The sequence below is a fragment of the Chthoniobacter flavus Ellin428 genome, from assembly GCF_000173075.1.
GTDB classification, from domain to species: Bacteria; Verrucomicrobiota; Verrucomicrobiia; order Chthoniobacterales; family Chthoniobacteraceae; genus Chthoniobacter; species Chthoniobacter flavus.
On sequence record NZ_ABVL01000003.1, the window covers coordinates 357,646 to 379,642 of the forward strand.

The window sequence follows — 21,997 nt, forward strand, 5'->3', positions numbered from 1 at the left end:
TGTGCGGACCGGAAGGCGGCAGCGGGGGTGGCGGTGGCACGGCCGAGGTCGGAGCCGGCGCCGGGGGCGTCGGTTTGCGGGAATCGAAAAGGCCCATGCGATTTGGCGAGGGGGTTAGTTCGCGTCGGACATGGTCACGCCGATCACTTCCTCGGCGGAAGTGAGGCCGGCCAATACCTTGCGAATACCGTCTTCACGCAGCGTCCGCATGCCCATCTCGCGGGCGCGCTTGCGCAGTTCGACCGTCGACGCCTTCTCGTTGATCATGTGCCGCACTTCGTCGTCGATCAGGAAAATTTCGAAGATGCCCATTCGGCCCTTGTAGCCGAGGCCCTTGCACTTTTCGCAACCAGCGCCCTTCATGATCGTGGCTTCCGCGAGTTGCGTGGAATCGAGACCGAGCGTTTCGATCTCCGCTTCGGTCAGTTCGTAGGGTTCCTTGCAGTTCTGGCAGAGCTTGCGCACGAGGCGCTGGGCCATGATCGCGCGCACGGCCGAAGAGACGAGGAACGGCTGGACACCGATGTCCACGAGACGAGCCACGGCGCCTGGGGCGTCGTTGGTGTGCAAGGTGGAGAAAACAAGGTGACCGGTGAGCGCGGCATTGATGGCGATGCTCGCGGTTTCCAAGTCACGAATTTCACCGATCATGATGATGTTCGGCGCCTGACGGAGCATGGAGCGGAGCGCCGCCGGGAAGGTCATGCCGATGTCGGAATTGACCTGCACCTGGTTGATGCCGGCCATCTGATATTCGACGGGATCCTCGACGGTAATGAGCTTCTTGTCGGGCTTGTTGATGTAATTCAAGCAGCCGTACAGCGTGGTCGTCTTGCCCGAACCGGTGGGGCCGGTGACGAGCAGAATGCCGTCCGGCAGCGTGATGAGACGCTCGAAGATTTCCTGGTCATCCGAGAGGAAGCCAAGCTGCGGCAAGCCAAGCGAGAGGGAGGATTTATCGAGGATACGCATGACGATGCTTTCGCCATGGTTCGTGGGGACGGTCGAGACACGGAGGTCGATCTGCTTGCCCTTGCCCATTTTCACCTGGATACGTCCGTCCTGCGGGAGACGTTTCTCGGCGATGGACATCGAGCCCGTCATGATCTTCAAGCGGGAGATGATCGCCGTCTGCAGCTTCTTCGGCGGGTTCTGCATCTCATGGAGCACACCATCGATGCGGAACCGCACACGGAAGCGTTTCTCCAGCGGCTCGAGATGAATATCCGAGGCGCGCATGTTGTAGGCCTCGAGGAGCATCATCGACACCATCTTGATGATCGGCGCGTCCGCGGTGTCGCCCTCGGCCTGGCCCGTGCCACCTTCACCGGAGATCTCGATATCAGTACCCAGCTGTCGGGCGAGCTCATCCGCGGCATCCTCTGCCGTGCCGTAGTATTTGCGAAAGGCGACCGTGATGGCCTCCGGTGTCGCACAGACAAACTCCAGATCGCGCTGCAGCATGTGATGCAACGAGTCGAAAGTGTCGAAATTCAGCGGGTCGCCGACCGCGATCATGAGCCCGGTCTCGGACTCCACGAGCGGGATGACCTTGAAGCGCTTGGCAACCTCGCGCGGCACCATGCCTATGACTTCGTCGCTCACCGAGAGCGCGGAGAGGTCGACAAAGTCCATGGCCGCATGGGCCGCCAGGGCGCGGGTGACATCTTCCTGGGTGACGATACCCTGGTCGATGAGCACTTGCACCACGGTTTGCTCGCCCTGTCGCTCGGCGCGGGCACGTTCCAATTGCGATTTCGTGATGAGACTCGTCTCGAGGAGAATCTCAATAATGTAGTCTTCGTTCTGGGCCACGGGGAGGAGTTGGGAAATTTACAGGAGGAAAGCGATGGAATCGAGTGAAAATCAGCGTCGGACACCCGTCGCCTTGAGATCGCCGAGGTAAGTAACGGAGGCAGGTGGGGGTGTCAAAAAACTTAGCAAAAAAATGCGAGAAAGGCGGGCCAGTCGAGGAGCCCTTGGTTGGCCATCGGCGCCGTGGATCCAGCAGAATGACCGCGTTCCTTAAAGGAGATAGCGAATCTCGTCTGATGCGGGGGAATGACCACGGATTTCACGGATTTCGCGGATTTTTGGAGCGGTAGCGACCGGAAAAATCCGTGTTATCCGCGTCATCCGTGGTCAAAATTTCTTTTTGTCCGATTTCCGGTAGATCTCTGGCGGAAGAACGATCCGTTAATCCGTAACGGCGCCCTTGCTGGCGGTGCTGACCTGCTTGGCGTATTTCGCCAGCACGCCACGGGTGTAGTGCGGCTTGGGGGCTTTCCATTTGGCGAGACGGGCGTCGAGATCGGACTTCGGGATATCGAGCGTGAGCTGGTGCTTGACCGCATCGATCGTAATGGCGTCGCCATTTTTCACCACGGCGAGCGGGCCACCGAGGGCTGCTTCCGGCGTGATGTGGCCGACCACGAAACCGTGCGAGCCGCCGCTGAAGCGACCGTCGGTGATGAGCGCCACGTCCTTGCCCAGCCCCTTGCCCATCACGGCGCTGGTCGGCGAAAGCATTTCGCGCATGCCGGGGCCGCCCACCGGCCCCTCGTGGCGGATCACGATGACGTGACCCTTCTTCACGCGGCCATCGAGGATCGCCGTGAGGGCGTCCTGCTCGTTTTCGAAAACGATCGCCTTCCCGCTAAAAGAGAGGCCTTCCTTGCCGCTGATCTTCGCCACCGCACCTTCGGGAGCGAGGTTGCCGTAGAGGACCACGAGATGGCTGTCCTTTTTAATCGGGTTATCGAAGCCACGCACGATGTCCTGACCCTTCGGGTAGGGTTTCACGCGCTTGAGATTCGCGGCGATGGTCTTGCCGGTCACGGTGAGGCAATCGCCGTGGAGCAACCCTTCCTCGAGCAGCATCTTCATGAGCGGGGTCTGGCCGCCGATGCCGACGAGTTCGCTCATGAGGTAACGGCCGCTCGGCTTGAGATCGGCCAGCACCGGCACCTTGCGGCCGATGCGGGTAAAGTCGTCGATCTTCAGGTCCACGCCGGCCGCGTGGGCCATGGCGAGGAGATGCAACACGGCATTGGTCGAACCACCGAGAGCGATGACCACGGTGATGGCGTTTTCAAAGGCCTGCTTGGTCATGATGTCCCGCGGACGAATGCCGGCCTTGATGAGGTCGAGCACCGCGCCACCCGCCGCGCGCGCGTCGGCGGCCTTGGCCGGCGAGACGGCGTTCTGCGCCGAGCTGTTCGGCAGGGACATGCCGAGCGCCTCGATCGCGCTGGCCATGGTATTCGCGGTATACATGCCGCCGCAGGAGCCGGCGCCGGGGATGGCCTGCTCCTCGACGAGCGCGAGTTCGCGGTCGTCCATGTTGTGATTGGCATAGGAACCGACTGCTTCGAAGCAGCTCACGATGTCGAGATTCTTGCCGGCAAACTGTTCGCGCCGGTCCTTGCGCAGCCGCTTCTCGGCGAGCACGCCGGTGATGCAGCCCGGCAAAATCGTGCCGCCATAGACAAATACGCTCGGGCGATTCAACCGCGCCATGGCGATGAGACAGCCGGGCATGTTCTTGTCGCAACCACCGATCGCCACGAGGCCGTCGAAGCCTTCGCAACCCACCACGGTCTCGATGGAATCGGCGATGACCTCACGCGAAACGAGCGAGTATTTCATGCCCTCGGTGCCCATCGAAATGCCGTCGGAAATCGTGATCGTGCCGAAGATGACGGCCTTGCCGCCGGCGGCGTTCGAGCCGGCCTCGGCCTGACGGGCAAGCTGGTCGATGTGCATGTTGCAGGGCGTGACCATCGACCAGGTGCTGGCGATGCCGATCTGCGACTTCTTGAAATCCTCGCGAGCGAAGCCCACCGCGTGCAGCATCGCCCGGCTGGCCGCGCGCTCATAGCCATCGACCATGTGTTTGGAATAGACGCGGTGGAGGCTGGCGCCGTTCTTGGAAGCGGCTTTTTTCGACGGGGCTTTGGCAGGGGTGCTCATAAAAGACAAGAGGGGCAGCCTAGACGTGAGAAGCGGGATTTGGCAAGGGAGAGACGGGGATAAACACCCGACATCCACCCTCCAACACCCAACATCCAATGAAAGAACCGCGCCCACCGCACGCCTGCGCCATTGGATGTTCGATGTTGGATAATCTTTCAGATGAAAGCGACTCGCCTGTATTTCCGATTCGCAAATTTAGCGAAAAGGACTATGACGTTTGTAGCTATGGAACTGAATTTCGACGTCCATGAAGAAGACGGAATGCTGGTCGCTGTCTGCCAGGACCCCGACATGGCCACGCATGGACGGACGCTCGAGGAACTAATCCAGATGGTGAAAGAGTTGATTCAATGCCATTTCGATGAGGGAGACGCACGACGGACGGCCAAAGCTCGCCTGCACTTCCACGAGGAATCCATTCTCGCTTACTCTTAAGATTACTGAACGCGTAGCCTCGGCGACGGCTCAAACCATCAATGACTCAGCACCCACCCCACCGGGTCGCTGTTGCTCTCCCCTTCTCCGAGCACGAGCAGCTTCGCGGCGTTTTGCTTTGCCAGGGTGATGGCTCCCGGCAGGTCGCCGTATTTCGCCGAGGCGGGCAGGAATCCGGGTGACCACAGGTCGAGCACCTTGCCAAAACGGAATCCGCCGGTGTTGATGACCGCATCCTCGACCTTGTCGCCCATCACGGCGAGCGCTGCGGCAGCCAGCGGGCCGGTACCGTCCAGAGCGATGATGTTGCGCTGGGTCGTGGCCTTGGTCATGCCAATGCGGGTCAGCGTCTCACAGATATCCTGCACCCGCTGGGCGAAGAGGGCCGAGTTGTAGCCGAAGGTGAAGCAGGCAGCCTCGCGCGGGTTCTTCACCCGGCGAGTCTGCGTGACGGGCTGGCCATCCTTCAAGAACTCGCCCTGCTCAAACAGATCCACACCTTCCACGCGCCAGCCCGCTTCCAGAAGGCGGCAGACTTCCGGGCGCAACTCCCCGGACTCGGTGAAGAGCCCCGCCTTGCCATGCTCATCGAGCCACAGGGCGGCGCGGCCATTGGGCTTCGCCGGATCGATGGTGATGCTCGGCAGGTCCAACCCCGCCTTGGAATCGCGCACCGTGTAGATCAGTGCGTGATAGTCCTTCCCCTGCCCTTTCACGGTGAGCTCACGATGATGCTCGAACGTCGTGCCCGGGTGATACCCGGTCCAGCCGATGATCGCCTTCCACGCGGGACCCGCGATCTTTTGGAAATTCTCGGGCGATTTTTGGAGCTGCGTCTCGGCATCACTCGCCCACCAATGCAGCAGCTTGCGCTCGAAATCAGGGCCGCCCGCCGGCTGCGGATGCTGGGCATCCCACACGGTCAATTGCTCACGAGTGACCACCGGGTGATCCTGCTCCTTGAGCCGGTCGCCCGACAGGCCGAGGTGGAAGTGCTCGTTGAACCACGCGTAGATATTCTCGCGGCTGACGACGTTGTAATTGTGGCCGAAATTCAGGTGCGGCCAGAGCGTAACATTGTTCGGCGCGCCCATCATGGCGTAGTGGCGCTGCAGCTCGGGGAAACCTTTCGTCTCCATCTCCTTCGTCCAGTCATTCGCGGCGGTCATGCCCAGCGGTTTCGGCGCGAAGAGCGCGGCGAACTCGATATTGCCGGTGTTCACCCGAAGCAGGCTGGCATTTTCGCAGGTGCAACCGCCCTGCATCGCCGTACTGACCATCACGGCCGGGCACTCCACGGTCACGCGCGGATCGACCGCGCTGAGCAGCATGGTCTGCGTGCCGCCTCCGCTCGCGCCGGTGACGCCGATGCGAGAGGCATCGACATCGGGCAGCGAGGTCAGGAAATCGATGCTGCGGATGGAATTCCAAGTCTGCAGCCCGGCTATGCTCTCGACATGCGTCTCCGCCTGCGGACTGAAGAGGCCCCAGTTCTCGGCGGTATTCATCTCGGGCCGTTGCTTGGCAAAGCCGTGGGCCAGTTCGCGGCTGATCTGCTGCGAATCGGAATTGCCCAGCATGTCGTAGACGAAGGCGACCATGCCCATGCGCGCGAGCTGGATGCCCAGCGATTGGAACATGCTGCGCCCGCTTTCCAGCGAACGCTCGCCGCCACTATCGAGCTCCTTCTTCATCTCCGCATCGCCCCGCACGATGAACCGCGCATCCGTCCAGTGGCCATGCGGGCAAAGCACCACCGGATGTTTTCCCTCGGTGCGCGGGCGGAACAGGCTGCCGGTGACGAAGAATCCCGGCATGGATTCGAAATAGACCTTCTCGATGGTATAGCCGTCCCCTTCGATCTTGCCATAGACCACGGGATTCAGCGGCGTGCGGGTGGGCTCCGGCCAGACGCCCAGCGCCACCTTCACCTGCATGCGGACTTCCTCAGCGCGCCTGGCCCAGACTTCCGGCGACGATGGGACGGTAAACGGAAAATAGCCGTCGAGCTCCTTCAACGGCCCCAGCCGGATATCCTGGGGCACCTGTCCTTGGGGCAGGGCTTGCGGGATTTCCGCAGCGAAACTGGAAAAACCAAAGGCAACAGCGAGGGTGAAGAGGGGGAACTTCATAGGGCGGATGTTTGCAGGGGGTAACAGCCATAGCAACCGCCGCGGGGCGGCAATATTGGGTATTGGATGTTGGACGCCGGATGTTGAATGTTCCTTTCATGTCCACCCTCGCGGAAAAGCAGCTCCGATTGATCGCCCGTTATCAGACGATCGAAGACGCCCATGAGCGCCTGGCCGCCATCGTTGCCCGAGGCAAAAAATGGCCGGCCCTGACGGAGGATCAGCGCACCGATGCCAACCGCGTGCACGGCTGTTCCTCGCGAGTCTGGCTCATCGGCCGGGTTGAACATGGACACTGCCATTTCCAGATGGATGCGGACTCCACCTTGGTGAAGGGACTTGTCGCTCTGCTCTGTGAGCTCTACGACGGCGCCTCGGCCGCGGAGGTGGAGTGCATCGAGCCGGAGATCATCACCGCGCTTGGACTGGAGCGTCAGCTTTCCCCTACTCGTTTAAACGGCCTGGCCAGCGTCAGAGCCACCATGCGCGCCTTCGCGGAACGCGAGCTCGCCTCATGAAATACCTCGACGCGCACAATCATCTGCACGATGCGCGTCTCGCCCCGCATCGCGCGGCCATCCTCGAGCAACTCGCGCAGCTTCCGATCGATCGCGCCGTCGTGAATGGCACTCGCGAGGAGGATTGGGAGTCTGTGACCGCGCTGGCTCGCGAGCAGTCTTTTGTGGTTCCATCCTTCGGCCTGCACCCATGGTATGTCGCCTCGCGCACATCGCAGTGGCTCGAAAGGTTGCGTGGGCAGCTGGAGGCGCATCCCAACGCCGGTGTAGGCGAGATCGGCCTCGACCGGTGGATTGAAGGCCACGATCCCAAAGTGCAGGCGGAGGTTTTCCTTCCACAACTCGCGCTGGCGGCGGAGTTGAATCGCCCCGTGACCATCCATTGCCTGCAGGCCTGGGGCGCGCTCGATGAACTACTGCGCGCCCATCCGCTCCCGCGGCGCGGCTTCCTCATCCATGCCTACGGTGGCCCGCAGGAAATGGTCGCCGGCTTTGCCAGGCTCGGCGCTTACTTCTCCTTCAACGCCTACTTCCTCCACGAGCGAAAATCCCGGCAGCGTGAAGTCTTCCGCCACATCCCGGAGGACCGGCTGCTCATCGAAACCGACGCGCCGGATATGCACCCGCCGGAAAAGTTCACCGCTTTCCCCCTGCGCGATGGTGACGATAAGCCGATCAATCATCCGGCAAATATCGCGATCACTTACAGACACCTTGCGGAAATTCGTGAAGTGTCGCCCGAGTCACTAGCGTCGTCTGTAGCGACGAATTTCGCCCGGCTTTTCGGAAACTGACGGGATTTGCAGAAAGCGCCATTGTAGGGCGGGAATCTCGCCGCCACGTGTGGAAAGACGGTCCCGGAACGGGTCAAAGCGGCCAGCGGTATCCGTTTAGCGTGCGTCGGTGCCAGCCCGGAGGGCCGATGGACCGTAGCCGGGGGTTGAGCGAGCTTGCGAGCGATACCCCCCGGAAACCATCCAAAAATGAATGCCCCCCGGAGGTGGTGCTGGAATTTTTCGCTGATGTGAGATTCCGCCATCCCTCCGGGATGGAATCCGTGGAGGACAGGCGTCCGGGGGTGGCACTCGCGGAGCTCGCTTACCCCCGGCTACGATCCGGCAGCCCTTCGGGCTGAGACCAGCGCTTGCTCAACGGATACCAGCCGGGATGGCCGCCCTATAATGGCTAATACCGTAGGAGGCGCGCTTTCACTTCAGTCCAATCGTGAAATTTCGCTTCTCCTTCCGCCACACGCTCAGCTCTAGCCGTCAGCACTTCGCCATGCCAGGCAGGTGAGGTTACGCCTTCAGGTGAGCGGCAAAGATCGTCCCAGAGCTCCTCCATGACGCGTAGTTTGTCCGCGTGGGTCATTTCGCTGAGAGGCAAAGTCGTCGCAACGCTCATTGCCAGAGCTTATTCGAATCAGGATCGCTTAGCAAGAAGTTGACTTGGCATGACCATCGGCAATCCGCCGCACCACTTCACCCGCGGCCGCGAAACCGAAAGCACCAGTGACAAACGTCGCCGTGCCAAACCCGCTCGCGCAATCCAGGGTAAGACTTTCGCCGCCCGGCTCCGGTTCGGCAGCACAGGTGCCATTCGACCACGGGAACACCGGCTTCTCCGCTGAATAGACACAGGACACGCCGAAGTCCTGCTGAAGACCGCGCGGAAATCCGCAATCCCGCCGCAACTTCCGGCGAACCTGCCGCAAAAGTTCATCCTGCTCCGAATGCGCGAGGTCCGCGACACGCACCATTGTGCCATCGCGTTTGCCACCCGCTCCGCCAAACGTCAGCACCGGCAATCCCCGTTCCCGGCAGCCGGCAATGATTACGCATTTATTCGTCAGCTTGTCCGTCGCATCGATGACGAAATCATACCGTGGGGTGAGCAATTCAGCGGCATTGGCCCCGGTGAAAAAATCCGCAATCGTCTCCACCTTACAGGTGGGCTGAATCAGCCGCACCCGCTCGGCGAGCACATCCACCTTGGGTCGCCCGATCTGCCCATCGAGCGCGGGCAATTGCCGGTTCACGTTGGTGATGCAGACGTCGTCGAGATCGATCATGGTCAGCCCACCGATCCCGGAGCGAGCGAGCGCTTCGACCACCCACGAGCCCACCCCGCCCACGCCGACGACACACACCCGCGCAGCACGCAGGCGCTCCAAGCCCGCGCGCCCATAAAGACGCGCCACGCCGCCAAAGCGCTCGGCAAAATCGTCCACGCTACTTTCCTTCCTCAGCACCGACATAGGCTTCCAGCGCTTCGCGCGTGATCTTATGCCGCGCACCGCAGCGCGGGCAGCTGATGCGAATGACCGGGTCCTCGCCAAACAACCCTTCCGGGTCCGATTTCATGACCGACGCCAGCACCGCCATCATGCGCTCCTGGGTGCAACCGCACTCCCAGCGATAGGACCGTATCTCGAGCAGACTGAGTTGCTCGGAACTATCGAGCATCTGGATCTCCTCCACGGTGAGTTTCTCCAGCCACTGCAAGTCGCACTGGGGCTGTGCGGAAATGAAAACGAAGTCCTCCGGGCCGAAGGAAAAGAAACGTCCCACGCGCTGCTCACTCTGCAGGTAATAGCGCTCGACCGCGCGAAAGATATCATTGCCGGTGAAGTCGACCGCGCTGCGTTGAGGGGCTTCGTTGCCACGCACCACATCAGCGAGAAAAATCTGCGCCGCGTCGGCCTTCACATTCTCGGTAAAGAGCTGGCCTACGACGGTGCTGAGGCGATTGTCGCCGGCGACGAACAGGTTGAGCAGCGGCGCCTGCAAATGGATCGTCCACGCCGAGGACTCGTTCCACGGGCGGCTCGCGCAGTGCAGCGTGATCGCCGCAAGGGCCTGCTTGAAGAGTTCGTCGTGAAAAGGGTCGTGCTGATACCCGTGCTGCCCTTGGTGGAGATAGTAATCGACGTAGAGGTCCCCGAAATCCGCCCGCGTCACGAGCGCATTGCGCCCGCGGACAAAATGACTGCGCACTTCGAGTCCGGCCTCCGCCGGCAATGGTTTCGGATCGTTCACAATTCCATAATGCCTCGGCGAAATGAGGGCTGCATCAATTTCCGAACGAAAAAATAAATTTTTCCAGGAGGGATGCGCCGTTTCGACAGGCTCAAGGCCCCGAGCCTGCCGAGGGGCTCCTGCGCGTTCCCCAATCTTTTCCTCCACCTCCGCCCGCTGGATGGGGATCGCGCGGGAGCGCGTCCCTCCGTTCAGCGCGCGGCCGCGCTGGCGGGCACCGACGCGATGAAATTGCGCAGGATGCCGAGGCCGACGGCCTGGCTTTTCTCCGGATGGAATTGCACGCCGGCCACGCGGCCACGCGCCGCGCTGGCGGCGAAGGTCTCGCCGTACGTGGAGAAAGCGGTGACATCGGCATCCACCTGCGGCGCCGGAAAGTACGAGTGCACGAAATACACGTGCGGCCGCACCGGCAATCCGCGCCAGAGCGGGTGCGAACGCAGGTCGAGTTGGTTCCAGCCGATCTGCGGCACTTTCAGTCCCGGCGTGCCGAAACGCTTCACCTTGCCGGGGAAAAATCCAAAGCCACGAACGCCGGGTGACTCTTCGCTCTCGTCGAAGAGCATCTGGTATCCCACGCAAATACCGAGGAACGGCTTATCCGCCGCCAGCCATTCGGCAATCGGCTCCCAAATGCCGCGCGATTGCAGCCCCTGCACACAATCCCCAAACGCCCCGACTCCCGGCAGCACGACGCCCTCCGCGTCGGCAAGACGCGCGGGATCGCTGATCAACTCGACATCGGCATGCTCCCGCCGCAGCGCGTTGATGACGCTGTGGATATTACCGGAGCCGTAGTCGATGAGAGCGAGCATGGAGAAAATGTGGAATGCGGAATGCGGAATGCGGAATGATCGCTGAAGGCGAACTGATTACTGATTACTGAGAACTAAGCACCAAACCCCTCAAACTCAAAGCGTCCCCTTCGTGCTCGGGATGTCTTCGACGCGCGGGTCGAGCTGGCAGGCCTGATCCACCGCCTTGGCCAGGCCCTTGAAAACGGCCTCGCACATGTGGTGGGCGTCGCGACCGTAGAGAATCTCCACGTGCAGATTCACCGCCGCATTCGTGCAGAAGGCGCGCAGAAATTCCTCCAGCAATGTGAAAGAGAAACCGCCGATCGAGGCTACGCCTTCCGGCGCCTTGTAGTGCAGGAAGGGGCGTCCGCTGAAGTCGATGACCACGCGGGCGAGCGTTTCATCCATCGGCAGATAGGCCCAGCCGTAGCGGCGGATGCCGCGCTTGTCGCCCAGCGCCTTGGTAAAGGCCTGGCCGAGCGCGATGCCCACATCTTCCACGGTGTGGTGAAAATCCACCTCGACGTCGCCATCCGCGTTGACCGTGAGATCGCACAGGCTATGGCGCGAAAAGAGCGTGAGCATGTGATCGAAGAAGGGAATCTTCGTCGCAATCTGGCTCGTCCCCCTGCCATCGATCCGCAGATCAATCTGGATCTTGGTTTCGCTGGTGCGGCGGTCGATCTGGGCTTGGCGGCTGGTCATGGAGAAAATGCGATGGCGTTTAAAACGCTTTCAATAACCCCGCAACCGGCAGAGGGGAAGAAAAGGATGAAGGCGGAAGGATGGAGGATGAAAAAATGAGTTCTTCGGCAGCGAATGCTTTCTCTAAAAAGCCGCGTAGCGCACTTCACTTCATCCTTCCTCCCTCATCCTGACCTCGTGACTCAGGCTTCCTCGGCTTTGCGCTTCTTCATCTTGACGACAAAGTTCGCGCCGCCGAGCACAATGGCCAGACCCACGACAATGGCCACCGCGCCGGGCAGCGTCATGTAAAAGGGCGGGGCGTCTTCCACATCCTTTTTCGCCGCCACTGGCGCCGACGATCCGTTGGCCTCCGCCACGGCCGCCGAAGGACGCGGTGTGCTGGCCTTCGGTTTCGGCGTCATCTTCTTGACGGGCCCCTTCGGTTCCGGAGTCGCAGCCGCTGCCGCAGCAGCAGGCTCCGAGGCAGCCGGTATGCTGACCGGCACCGACACGGTGGTCTTCTCCGCCACCATGTCCGCCGACAACCGCTTCGCGAGTTCATTGGCCTGCCAGAGCCGGGATGCATCTTTCAACTCGGCTTCGGCGCCTACTTTGTCTCCATTGGCCAGCTTCTGTCTGGCGTCCTCGGCCAATTTCACCGATTCCCGCATGGGCCCCAGCTTCAAAGCCAGCAATCGCTTTTCTTCGTTCTCGGCTTTCTTTTGCAGCGAAATCAGGCACGGGGCGCTGATCTTGATGAAAGGCGCCCAACGGCCCGAAGTATCGGCCGCCTTCGCCGCGGCTTCCGCCGATTCGTCCTCTTTTTTGACCGCCGCCTCCATTTCGGGACGGTCCGTCGTCGACGCCGTCTTGACGCCCTTGTCGCGCTGGTCCTGCAGGATTTTTTGTTCCGGAATCGCTCGCTCGACCTGCGCCTTCAGCGCCGGGATGATCTTCAACGCCAGCTCGACCGCATCCGGCATGGTCGTCGCCCCGGCATAGGATTTTTGCATCGTGGCAAAGGCATTCAACGCGTCCACATAGTCGCCCGCCGCGCTCCGGGCCTTCATGTAATTGAAAGCGATGCGACCGTCGATCTGCACTTTCTCCTTCTGCACCTCCGCTTTGCTCAGCCAATTCCCATCGAGCTTCACTTCCCCGCCCTCCACCCGCTTTAGTTCCGCTTGGAACGCGTTGAGGGTGGTCTGCACGTCGATCGTGCGCACGCTGTTCGGATATTGCTTCACAAAGGCGTCCAGCGCCGCGATGTACGGTTCATACTGGGCCGCCGGAAACGAATTCAGCTGAAGCCGGATGCGATCGATGGCACGATAAGCCTCCACTTCAGGGGAAATTTTGTCGATTTTCTCGATTTCGGCCTTGGTTACCGTCCGTTCATCCACGACGCCACCCGAGCGGATCTCGATCGTCACGTCCTTGTCGGTCTCTTTGGTGATCTTACCCTCGATGTGCTCGCCGCTCTTCAGGGTCACGGTGTCGGCAAAAGCGCTGGTCACGAACATCGCGATCGTCAGCAGACGGGTAATGGAGGGAGAAATTTTGGGCATGGAGCCGCGAGTTAAGCAGAGCATTTTAGAAGAAGAGAAGAATTTATTACGAACTGTGATAAACAGTTTGTCTATCCGCGCTTTTCGGAGGTCAGGCAACCCCCGGATGCCTTTTTTTCTCAGGGCTTCCCTGTCTGGAGGCCGTTGCCGTCGCTGGTCGCCGCCCGCCGATAGTCGGCGATCACCTTCGGCCGGGCCTTCGTTTCGGCCAGTTCCTTGTAGCCGCCCACGCCGTCCACGATCGCATTCGCCACGTGCTCCCGCCAGGCTGCGGAACTGATGAGCGTGCTCTCGGCATTATTGCTCACGAATCCGCACTCGACGAGAATGGCCGGCTGGGTGCAGAGCCGCAGCACGGCAAAGCGGGCATGCTTCACCCCGCGATCCACCATCGGCACCTGGCCGAGCAGCGCATGAAAGACGCTTCCCGCCAGCGCGCCGCTGGGCAGATCGACCGCATTGCCCGGCTCCTCCCGCAGATCGCGTTCGCGTGGCATCACGTCATTCGTCGAGGGCGCGCCCCGGGGGGCGATGGAGAAAATCTCAAATCCCCGGGCGTCAGATTCGTGCTCGAGGAGTTGAAATGGATGCTTACGAAGATGGAATTCGGGATGTGATTGGCGACCGCCGGACGTTGCTCGAGCGGAATGAAGACATCCGTAGCACGCGTCATGACAACCTTATAGCCTTCGGCCTCCAAAAGCTTGCGGGCACGTAGCGCCACATCGAGGGCGAAATTCTTTTCGTAACCGTATTTCGAAACGGCCCCGTTATCGTGTCCCCCGTGGCCGGGATCGAGCACCACGGTAGTCACCGGTGTCATGCCGGGAATCAACTCCGGTCGCAGGTTGGGCTCGATGATCTTGCTCAAGTCGAGACGGGAAACGAGCACCTGCCCATCGTGAAAAGCGACCGGGAAGGCCAGCCAATGCTTCACGCCATTGATCGAGGCCTCGCGTAATCCGACCGTCACCTCGAGTTGCGATTTCCCGGAATCCAGGGTGATCGTCTTGGAAAGCGGCGTGGCCGGCGGCGGTTCCTTACTGCTAATCGGGGCAGGTTCGTCAGAACTCTTCTCGCTGGCGGCGATGGATACCGGGGCTACAGGCGCGACCTGGATGGTCGCGGGCTTCGCCGCGACGTTCAGGCTCGCCACGGTCGGCGCGAGGGCAGGCGCGGCGTTGGCGGCAGCGGTGAAATGGCCGGTTAAATCAACTGGGGGTGGTTTCGGGAATCCGTAAAACTGCGCGATGTTATCGAGCGTCACATATTCGCGGCTCTCGAATCGCACTAGATTCCACTCTGCCGCCGTGGCATGCATGGCGAGCACCGCCAGAATCGTGCAGCAAAAAGCTGGGACCCATGGGCTGGTCTTCATGCCCCCATTCTCCCACGGGGATTTCCGACGCGCAACCACACGCGGAACCTGAGCTGGACCGGCATCGACAGAGGATGAATGCATCGCTGTTTGAAAGGCATTCGTTTGCCTCCCAGTCCGCGGTTGTCCCGTCCGATGCGCAAGGCTGCGGATATCCGGGAATCGCACCCGTCCCCAGTGCTGGCGAAGGCGTCTCGCCTGCGCGAACTTTTTAAGGATTTTTGCCGCTCTTCTCCTGCCCCACAGAGGGAAGTTCGTTTCGGCGAGACGCCGAAACCAGCACCCGAGACGGGTGCGCTGCCCAAAACTCTGCGGCGCTGCGCTCCCTAACGAGCCTACTTCTTCGCCGGCTCTTCCGCTTTGGCCTCCGGCTTCGCCTCCCCCGCTTTTTCAAACAGCGGCAGATACTCGCCGTAGCCCTTCGCCTTCAACTCCGCCACCGGGATGAATTTCAGCGACGCCGAATTGATGCAATAGCGCAGGCCTGTCGGAGCCGGACCATCATTAAAGACATGCCCCAGATGCGCGTCGCTCTTCGACGAGCGCACCTCAGTGCGGACCGCCCCAAAGCTCTCGTCGCGCTTCTCCACAATCGCGTCCTTTTTCAGCGTGCGCGTGAAGCTCGGCCAACCGGTGCCGGAATCGAACTTGTCCAGTGAAGTGAACAACGGCTCGCCGCTGATCACATCCACATAGATCCCTGCTTCGTGATTATTCCAGTAGGCGTTGTGGAAAGGCGGTTCGGTGCTGCCTTCGCAGGCGACTTTATACTGCTGCGGGGTCAGTTTCTTGCGGAGTTCGTCTTTGTTCATGTTCACGGTCACGTTCACGGTTTCCTTGGCCTTCTCTTTATCGTCCGTCGGGGTCGGGTCGGCGGCACGGACCTGCATCGCAAATGCAAAAGAAACGGCGAGAAGAGAGAAACAGAGGCGGTTTTTCATGACGGGGAGTGAGATGGATTTGCGGAAGCAGTTGTTCAAAAATCCGGGATTAATTAATGCGTTTCATCCGTTCGATGTCCACGCGTTCTTCGTCGGTCTGGCGCAACCGGGACCGGACATCGCGGAAGAATTTGACCAGGGTCAGTCCCCCGAAAGCGACCGGCAGAAGCAGGAGTATCAGCGCGCGCACCGGCAAAAGGAGCAGCGCGGTCAGGCCCAAGAATCCCACGAACCAGAAGAAAATCGACGCCCGCACGGTAAAGAAGCGTTCCTGCACCGTCCGGCTGCGCTGCACACTGCGGTTCGTCTTCCAGATACCGAAAACGAGGAGGGCCAGGAGCAGATAGGTTTCGAACTTCACAGGGATAAATTACGCCAGTTGCGTCAAATACCACCATGAAAGAACGCCGGGCTTAGAGAGGAACTGCCACGCGGAGTTCGAAGGAAGCAAAATGACCGGAGGATAAGCCGGTAAAAAAAGCGGAACATCCAACATCCAATCCGACTCCGGGGAGAACTGCCGCAGAAGAAGCAGTGGCTATCAACTATCCACTCTCAACTATCAACTTTTGCATGTCCCCCCAACAGAATCTCAGGCAAGAGTCCTGCTGAAGCACCTGCATCTTCTCACTCCCTTGCCCGCCGTAAGACCAACTGAACCCGTGGAACGGACTCATCGCGAAACATCCCCTTCGGCCTCGGCGAAAACCGCTTTCACCCGGCAAGTCGTCCTCAGGGGCGCGCTGCTGGCCGGCGGACTTTGGCGCCGATCACCGGAGGGCCACGCTGCTTGAAGTACTGGAACGATAAAACCCGCGCGATCCTGCTCTTCGCGCTCGCCTTCCTCATCTACGGCTTTGGGATCACTCGCGGCTTCGATTTCGACGACGTCGTCTACATCCGCGACAATCCGCTCCTGCAGCGGCCCGATGCCTTTCACACGTATTGGTTCACTTCCGAAGCGTTCAACTACTACCCGCTTTTCTGGTCGCTATTGCGCGTGCAATGGCTGTTCTGGGGCACGAACCCGATCGGCTATCACCTCGTCAATCTACTCATGCACAGCGTCAATGCCGTGCTCGTCTGGCGGATCGCACGCGAGTGGCGGCTGCCCGGTGCATGGTGGGTGGCGGCGCTCTTTGCGGTGCATCCAGTGAATGCCCAAACCGTGGCCTGGGCCGCGGAGCAGAAGAATACCTGGTCGTTCTTTTTCATGGCGCTGTCGCTGCTGGCCTTCATCCGCCAGAGACACGGGGGCAGCGCGGCGCAGTATGTCCTCTCGCTGCTCTGGTTCGCCGCGGCGCTGGCTTGCAAGACCTCGACCGTTTTCCTGCCGGTCTTCCTCGCCATTTGCTACGGCTTTCGCCGGGAAAAAGGCACGCTCGCCGTATGGCTGCGTCTCGCGCCTTTCTACGCGCTCGGCCTCGCCGCGGGGATGACCACGGTGTGGTTTGAGAAGCATCGCGTCGCCGCCAAATCGCTCCTCAGCACGCTCAGCCTCTGGCAGCGCCTCGAAGTCTCCGGCGCGACCTTCTGGTTCTATCTCGAAAAGGCGCTAGTGCCTATTCATCTCACGCCGATGTATCACGGCTGGGTCGACACCTCGGCGGCGACACACACCGCCCTGCCGGGCATCCTGCTGGTCGCACTGCTGCTGACCTGCGCATTGGGCTGGCGCCGCATCGGGGCACCGATCGCGCTTGGGCTCATCTACTACGCGCTGATGCTCTTCCCTCTGCTCGGCATCTTCGACACGAATTACTTCGCCTACTCGCTGGTCGCCGATCACTGGCAATACCACGCGCTGCCGGGCGTGATCGTCGCCGTGATCGCCGCGTTGCACCGCCTTGCCCAACGCTGGCCCCGTCTGGCCACGTATCCCGATGCCATTGGAAGTGCGGCCGTGCTCGGACTCGCGGCCCTGGCTTCGGCGCACTTTGCGCACTTTGAAGATCCGCGCAGCCTGTGGACCTATGTGGTCGAGGAGAATCCAGACGCGTGGATTGGCTGGTACAATCTCGGCATTGTGCTGGCCGATGACCATCAACCGGCGCAGGCCATCGCGGCTTATCGACGGTCGATCCAGGTCAAAGCCGACTATTTTCAAAGCCACTACAACCTTGCCAATTCACTCTCCAAAGAAGGCCAGGTAGCGGAAGCGGAGCGCGAGTATCTCGCCGCCGAGAAACTGAAGAGCGATGACGCCGATGTGCATAACAACCGCGCCGTCGCGCTCATGCGTCTCGACCGCGAAAACGATGCCATGGCGGAATTCACCCGTGCGCTCGAACTCGATCCGACGGAGACATCCGCGCGCGTCAACTTGATCGCGATCCTGCTCAAGCGCGGACAGATCAAGGAGGCCATCCAACATCTCGAGAAGACGGGCCCATTGAACGAAGCAAATGCGCATCGTATCGCCGACGCTATCCGCGCCGGAGGGCAAATCCCCAATCCGCCGATCCACGACCTCGGCGAGTTTGCCGCGCGCGCCTGTGCTCTGAATCCCGGGCAACCCGAACTGCGCTCCGCCTTGGACACGGTGTCAACGAAGCCCATTCTGTCCGTGCCCGGCGGCGCGGCTCAAAAGCAGTAAATCGGGCCAGGAACCTGCTAACAGTCTGCGCCGCTCAACCCTCTTTGCATGAAATACTGGAACGACAAAACCCGGACACTGCTCCTCTTTGTCCTCGCCTTTCTCATCTACGGCTTCGGCGTCGGGCGCGGCTTCGATTTCGACGACCCAATCTGCATTTCGCAAAATCCACTGCTCAGCAAACCAGGCGCGTTTTACGACTTTTGGTTCACCTCCGCCGCGCCGAATTACTACCCGCTCTATTGGTCGCTGCTAAAAGTGCAATGGATGATGTGGGGCATGTATCCGCCGGCCTATCACCTGGTGAATCTGCTGGTCCACTGCGTGAATTGCGTGCTCGTCTGGCGGATCGCCCGCGAGTGGCGATTGCCCGGCGCGTGGTGGGTTGCGGCGCTCTTCGCTGTCCATCCGGTGAATGTCCAGACCGTCGCCTGGGCGGCGGAGCAGAAGAATACCTGGTCCTTTCTTTTCATGGCGCTGGCGCTGCTCGCCTTCGTCCGTTACGCGCGGGATCGCCGTGCGGCGCAGTATTTCCTCTCGCTGTTCTGGTTCGCTACGGCTCTGGCCGCCAAGCCGTCCACGATCTTCCTGCCGGTCTTCCTCAGCGCCTTCTATCTTTTCAGTCCAGGCAAGCGCGCTCTGTTGCTGCGCCTCATCCCCTATTACGTCCTCTGCGTGGCCTCAGGCCTGACCACGCTCTGGTTCGAGCGTAATCGGTCGGAATCCTTCTCCCTGCTCAGCAGCCTTTCCCTCTGGAAGCGCATGGAAACGGCCGGCGCGGATTTCTGGTTCTACCTTGGCAAGGCACTCTTTCCCGTGGGCCTCACGCCGATGTATCGCGGCTGGGTCGATACCACGGCAGCGGCGAGCACGGTATTCCCCGGCCTCCTTTTGGTTGCCTTGCTTTTGTGCTGTGCGCTCTTCTGGCGGCGGATCGGCGCGCCCGTCGCGGCGGGCATCGTCTACTACGCGCTCATGCTTTTCCCGCTGCTCGGGGTCTTCGATACGAACTACTTCACGCTCTCGCTCATCGCCGACCACTGGCAATATCACGCGCTACCCGGCCTGCTCGTCGCCGTCGTCGCCGCGCTCCAGCAGGTGGCACTGCGCTGGCCCAGGCTGGCCGCCTATCCCAATGCCGTCGGTGCGACCGCCGTGGCCGGTCTGACCGTGCTGGCCTCGATGCATTTCGCCCACTTCGAAAATCCCGCGACCCTCTGGAGCCACGTCGTGACGAAAAATCCCGAGGCGTGGGAAGGTTGGTACAATCTGGGTAATATCTTTGCCGAGGATCACGAACCCGCCAAAGCGATCTATGCCTACCGCAAGTCGATCACCTTCCGGCCTCACTACTATCGGAGCCATTACAACCTCGCCAATTTACTCTTCGACAAAGGCGACATCGCCGGCGCGGAGCGCGAATACTTCGCCGCGGAAAAGGTCAATCTCCAGGAACCCTCGGGCCACAACAACCGCGCCGTCGCCCTGCTGAAACTCGGCAACGAGGACGACGCGATCGTGGAATTCGCGGCCGCGCTGAAATTCGATTCCAGCCTCACGCAAGCAAAGATCAATCTCATCGAGCTCCTGCTCAAGCATGGCCGCCCGAAGGAAGCGGAGAACTACCTCGAACAAATCGGCCCGCTTTCCTCCAGTAACGCTACCCGCATCGCCGAGGCCATCGCCATGAGCGCCAAAAGCGGTTCGGCATCCGCACCGGATCTCCGCCACTTCGCCCAACGCGCCCACGAACTCTACGCCGATGACCCGGCGCTGACAGCGGCGTTGGCCACACTAGCAGCGCCTCCATCCGCAGTTCACCAAGCTGAATCGACATTCAACTGACGGTTGCGGCGGCGGTTCATCTTACCGCTACGCGATACACCTCTTTGCTACCTCGAATGTCGGTTCAGCCTCGTACTCGTCGCTAATTTGCCGAGACCGTCGCCACGCTGGCGCGAGCGGCGGTGCTGGGCCCTTTCCAACCCAAGGGCTTGAAGCGATGGTCTTCGGCCTGAAGAAGGCCAGCCACGTTCACGGCGTAATGATCTTCGGTGAAAATCTTGCGCATCGTGACCCAACGACGATCGAGCAGCTTGACGGCTTCGGCCTTTTCGTCGGCGTTCAACTCTTTGGCCCGCCGCAGGAAGCTGTGGGCGGCGGCTTCGATTTCGGTGAGGTCGAGGCCGCGGCGCAGGAAGGCGATGCGACGTTGGGAGGCCGCGTCGCCCGCGGTCGCGCGATCCGCCGCGTCGAGGTAGCCGCGCAATTCGGCGAGGACTTCCGGCGTGTAGGGGATCATGATGGTTCCGTTGGGCGTATCCGGGCCGGGCGCATGATTCACGGCGGCGGTCTGGTTCATCAATGCCTCGAGCCGGGCGAAGTAGTTCTCGATTTCCTTCCATCCATTGCCGAAGCCGGAGCGACAGTAGGAGTCTATCTCGGCGTCCACATCGAGGTTTGGATCCCAGAGCAGCTTTGCGAGCACGTAATAGGTCAATCCCTGCGTGGACCAATTTTGCATGCAGGCATCGAAGTCGGTGCTGACCAGGCCGCGCTCCGCCATGTGGCGGATGTCTTGCGCGAGTTTGTGCACATAAATGGTGGGCACACCTTCGCGACGGCCGGCGAGGAGGAAGTTCGGCCGGTACTGCACCATGGAGGCAGCTTTGACCCAGCCATCCCACTCGGTGAGGCCCGTCTGGCGTTCCGGTGTCGCGTATTGTAATCCATGCCCCGCGTAACGCAGCCCTACGTGAGGGTGCAGTTTGATGTGCAGCGGCGGGGCCGTGTAACAACTGTAAGCCGAGCCGCAGAACAGCACGTCCGGAAATTCCCGGGCCACGCCCTCTGCGATCTGATTGTTGAACCAGAACATGCGGTCGCTCAGGGAGACGTACTGCATCTTTTGGACCTGAGACAGTTGGTGGTCGTAGGTCCAGATTTCCGTGGGGCGACCTTCGGCCGGGTCCAGCGCTTTGCACGCTGGGCACAGGCAGAAGCCGGTTCGCCCGCCATCGTGGGTGATCAGTGACACGCTGCTCTGCTTCGGATTGGCCCGCAATTCCTTGAGCTTTTCCTGCACGATGGCGTCGATGAGGGCGGGGTTCGATTTGCAAAGCCGCAGCCGCTCTTCCCCGGGCGCCGGCTCGCGTGAGCCATCCGCCTGCATGGCAAACCACTCGGGATGCTCTTTCAAAAAGCGGGTCCAGGCCTCGCGCGGAATGATGGAGCCATCACCTGCTCGCAGGCCGAGCGAGCCGCCCATGCGCTGCCACACGAACCAATCGGGCGTGGTGATCTTGCGGGCATTGTCCCACGCCTTTTTGTCGAGCAGCAGTTGATCGAGGCCCACTTGGATGCGCTCGCCGTATTCGTTGGCCCGAATGTGTCGCTCGACAATGACCGGAGTGAACTTCCGATCGAGCGCCGGCACCTTCACGGTGTCTTGCGGTGGGATCACCAATCCGGAATCCCCCGGCCACAGATACCGGCACCCGAGCACTTCGTCCAGGAACGTGGTCACCGCATAGCGGCTGCCGCCGGAATCGGAAGGGGTCTTCGTGTCTGCGCCGAGCAGCGCCAGGGCATTGGGCAGGGTGCGAATCAGGATGCCGCCGGGGCCGAGGCCCTCGCTGGTCGCGCCCAGTTGTTTGGCGAGTTCGCTTTCGCCGATGAGAACGTACGGGCCTTTGGACGGATCGCTTTCGGCCTTCGGTTTCTGCAAATCGGCTTCGTGGATCACCGGAAGTTTCGCACCGGAGATCCGGAACACCATATCGGCCATCAGCTTGGCGCCCGCCGTGGCTGCGGGGGAAGGTGCATCGGCGAGCACGATGACGGCCTTTGGTTGGTGGGATTCGACCAAAGTCAGTCCCGAGTCCGCGATTGCAGAAGAAAGAGCTCCAAAAAGAAGAGCAACGGCAAACGCG

Annotated in this window: 19 protein-coding genes; 5 read left to right on the top strand and 14 right to left on the bottom strand. The window is 61.1% G+C overall.

Going from position 1 to position 21,997, the window contains the following annotated elements:
* Nucleotides 1-114 precede the first annotated feature (114 nt).
* Together CFE428DRAFT_RS06970 and ilvD are read right to left on the bottom strand one after the other, a co-directional pair.
* On the bottom strand, nt 115-1,815 hold the full coding sequence (locus CFE428DRAFT_RS06970) for a GspE/PulE family protein (RefSeq protein WP_006978783.1): 1,701 nt from the start codon (nt 1,813-1,815) through the stop codon (nt 115-117).
* A 381-nt stretch (nt 1,816-2,196) separates the two neighbouring features.
* Nucleotides 2,197-3,972: a dihydroxy-acid dehydratase gene (gene ilvD, locus CFE428DRAFT_RS06975; RefSeq protein WP_006978784.1), complete on the bottom strand. Its 1,776-nt coding sequence runs from the start codon at nt 3,970-3,972 to the stop codon at nt 2,197-2,199.
* Between the two features lie 213 nt (nt 3,973-4,185).
* On the opposite strand from ilvD, the gene CFE428DRAFT_RS06980 reads away from it, so the two are divergent.
* The gene (locus CFE428DRAFT_RS06980) at nt 4,186-4,410 is read left to right on the top strand and encodes a type II toxin-antitoxin system HicB family antitoxin (RefSeq protein ID WP_006978785.1); all 225 of its coding nucleotides are present in this window, start codon (nt 4,186-4,188) and stop codon (nt 4,408-4,410) included.
* 38 nt (nt 4,411-4,448) lie between these two features.
* On the opposite strand, the gene CFE428DRAFT_RS06985 is transcribed toward CFE428DRAFT_RS06980, so the two are convergent.
* Entirely contained in the window at nt 4,449-6,542 is a 2,094-nt protein-coding gene (locus CFE428DRAFT_RS06985; protein ID WP_006978786.1) for an acetylxylan esterase family protein, read from the bottom strand.
* A 98-nt stretch (nt 6,543-6,640) separates the two neighbouring features.
* Between CFE428DRAFT_RS06985 and CFE428DRAFT_RS06990 the strand changes: the two genes are divergently transcribed.
* Together CFE428DRAFT_RS06990 and CFE428DRAFT_RS06995 are read left to right on the top strand one after the other, a co-directional pair.
* Nucleotides 6,641-7,060 (top strand): SufE family protein, encoded by a 420-nt coding sequence (locus CFE428DRAFT_RS06990; RefSeq protein WP_042724539.1) that lies wholly within the window; start codon nt 6,641-6,643, stop codon nt 7,058-7,060.
* Nucleotides 7,057-7,854 carry a TatD family hydrolase gene (locus CFE428DRAFT_RS06995; protein ID WP_006978788.1) on the top strand — a complete coding sequence of 266 codons (798 nt, stop codon included), beginning with the start codon at nt 7,057-7,059 and terminating at the stop codon, nt 7,852-7,854. The genes CFE428DRAFT_RS06990 and CFE428DRAFT_RS06995 overlap by 4 nt, the downstream gene beginning before the upstream one ends.
* Nucleotides 7,855-8,245: 391 nt before the next feature.
* Here CFE428DRAFT_RS06995 and CFE428DRAFT_RS40980 read toward each other — a convergent pair whose 3' ends face one another.
* The 10 genes from CFE428DRAFT_RS40980 to CFE428DRAFT_RS07035 form a co-directional block, all read right to left on the bottom strand.
* Nucleotides 8,246-8,464: an addiction module protein gene (locus CFE428DRAFT_RS40980; RefSeq protein WP_006978789.1), complete on the bottom strand. Its 219-nt coding sequence runs from the start codon at nt 8,462-8,464 to the stop codon at nt 8,246-8,248.
* 28 nt (nt 8,465-8,492) lie between these two features.
* The gene (locus CFE428DRAFT_RS07000; protein ID WP_006978790.1) at nt 8,493-9,317 is read right to left on the bottom strand and encodes a tRNA threonylcarbamoyladenosine dehydratase; all 825 of its coding nucleotides are present in this window, start codon (nt 9,315-9,317) and stop codon (nt 8,493-8,495) included.
* On the bottom strand, nt 9,292-10,098 hold the full coding sequence (locus CFE428DRAFT_RS07005; RefSeq protein WP_006978791.1) for an Hsp33 family molecular chaperone HslO: 807 nt from the start codon (nt 10,096-10,098) through the stop codon (nt 9,292-9,294). Before CFE428DRAFT_RS07005 ends, CFE428DRAFT_RS07000 begins: the two co-directional genes overlap by 26 nt.
* A 191-nt stretch (nt 10,099-10,289) precedes the next feature.
* Nucleotides 10,290-10,913 (bottom strand): imidazole glycerol phosphate synthase subunit HisH, encoded by a 624-nt coding sequence (gene hisH / locus CFE428DRAFT_RS07010; protein ID WP_006978792.1) that lies wholly within the window; start codon nt 10,911-10,913, stop codon nt 10,290-10,292.
* A 96-nt stretch (nt 10,914-11,009) separates the two neighbouring features.
* Complete coding sequence (gene hisB, locus CFE428DRAFT_RS07015) at nt 11,010-11,600, bottom strand: imidazoleglycerol-phosphate dehydratase HisB (RefSeq protein ID WP_006978793.1); 591 nt, start codon at nt 11,598-11,600, stop codon at nt 11,010-11,012.
* A 182-nt stretch (nt 11,601-11,782) separates the two neighbouring features.
* The gene (locus tag CFE428DRAFT_RS07020; protein ID WP_042724540.1) at nt 11,783-13,150 is read right to left on the bottom strand and encodes a PTPDL family protein; all 1,368 of its coding nucleotides are present in this window, start codon (nt 13,148-13,150) and stop codon (nt 11,783-11,785) included.
* Nucleotides 13,151-13,269: 119 nt separating this feature from the next.
* Nucleotides 13,270-13,650, bottom strand: coding sequence for an N-acetylmuramoyl-L-alanine amidase family protein (locus CFE428DRAFT_RS40330; RefSeq protein WP_337442645.1), 381 nt, complete (start codon nt 13,648-13,650; stop codon nt 13,270-13,272).
* Complete coding sequence (locus tag CFE428DRAFT_RS40335; RefSeq protein ID WP_006978796.1) at nt 13,647-14,528, bottom strand: N-acetylmuramoyl-L-alanine amidase; 882 nt, start codon at nt 14,526-14,528, stop codon at nt 13,647-13,649. Before CFE428DRAFT_RS40335 ends, CFE428DRAFT_RS40330 begins: the two co-directional genes overlap by 4 nt.
* A 335-nt stretch (nt 14,529-14,863) precedes the next feature.
* On the bottom strand, nt 14,864-15,469 hold the full coding sequence (gene msrB / locus CFE428DRAFT_RS07030) for a peptide-methionine (R)-S-oxide reductase MsrB (RefSeq protein WP_202797377.1): 606 nt from the start codon (nt 15,467-15,469) through the stop codon (nt 14,864-14,866).
* A gap of 49 nt (nt 15,470-15,518) precedes the next feature.
* A complete protein-coding gene (locus tag CFE428DRAFT_RS07035) occupies nt 15,519-15,830 on the bottom strand; it encodes a hypothetical protein (protein WP_006978798.1) in 312 nt (103 codons plus the stop codon).
* A 429-nt stretch (nt 15,831-16,259) separates the two neighbouring features.
* On the opposite strand from CFE428DRAFT_RS07035, the gene CFE428DRAFT_RS07040 reads away from it, so the two are divergent.
* Together CFE428DRAFT_RS07040 and CFE428DRAFT_RS07045 are read left to right on the top strand one after the other, a co-directional pair.
* Nucleotides 16,260-18,065 carry a tetratricopeptide repeat protein gene (locus CFE428DRAFT_RS07040; RefSeq protein WP_006978799.1) on the top strand — a complete coding sequence of 602 codons (1,806 nt, stop codon included), beginning with the start codon at nt 16,260-16,262 and terminating at the stop codon, nt 18,063-18,065.
* A gap of 48 nt (nt 18,066-18,113) precedes the next feature.
* Complete coding sequence (locus tag CFE428DRAFT_RS07045) at nt 18,114-19,910, top strand: tetratricopeptide repeat protein (protein WP_006978800.1); 1,797 nt, start codon at nt 18,114-18,116, stop codon at nt 19,908-19,910.
* 82 nt (nt 19,911-19,992) lie between these two features.
* Here the strand turns inward: CFE428DRAFT_RS07045 and CFE428DRAFT_RS07050 are convergent, their stop codons facing one another.
* Nucleotides 19,993-21,933, bottom strand: a complete 1,941-nt coding sequence (locus CFE428DRAFT_RS07050; RefSeq protein WP_042724541.1) for a DUF4838 domain-containing protein — start codon at nt 21,931-21,933, stop codon at nt 19,993-19,995.
* Between the last annotated feature and the right edge of the window lie 64 nt (nt 21,934-21,997).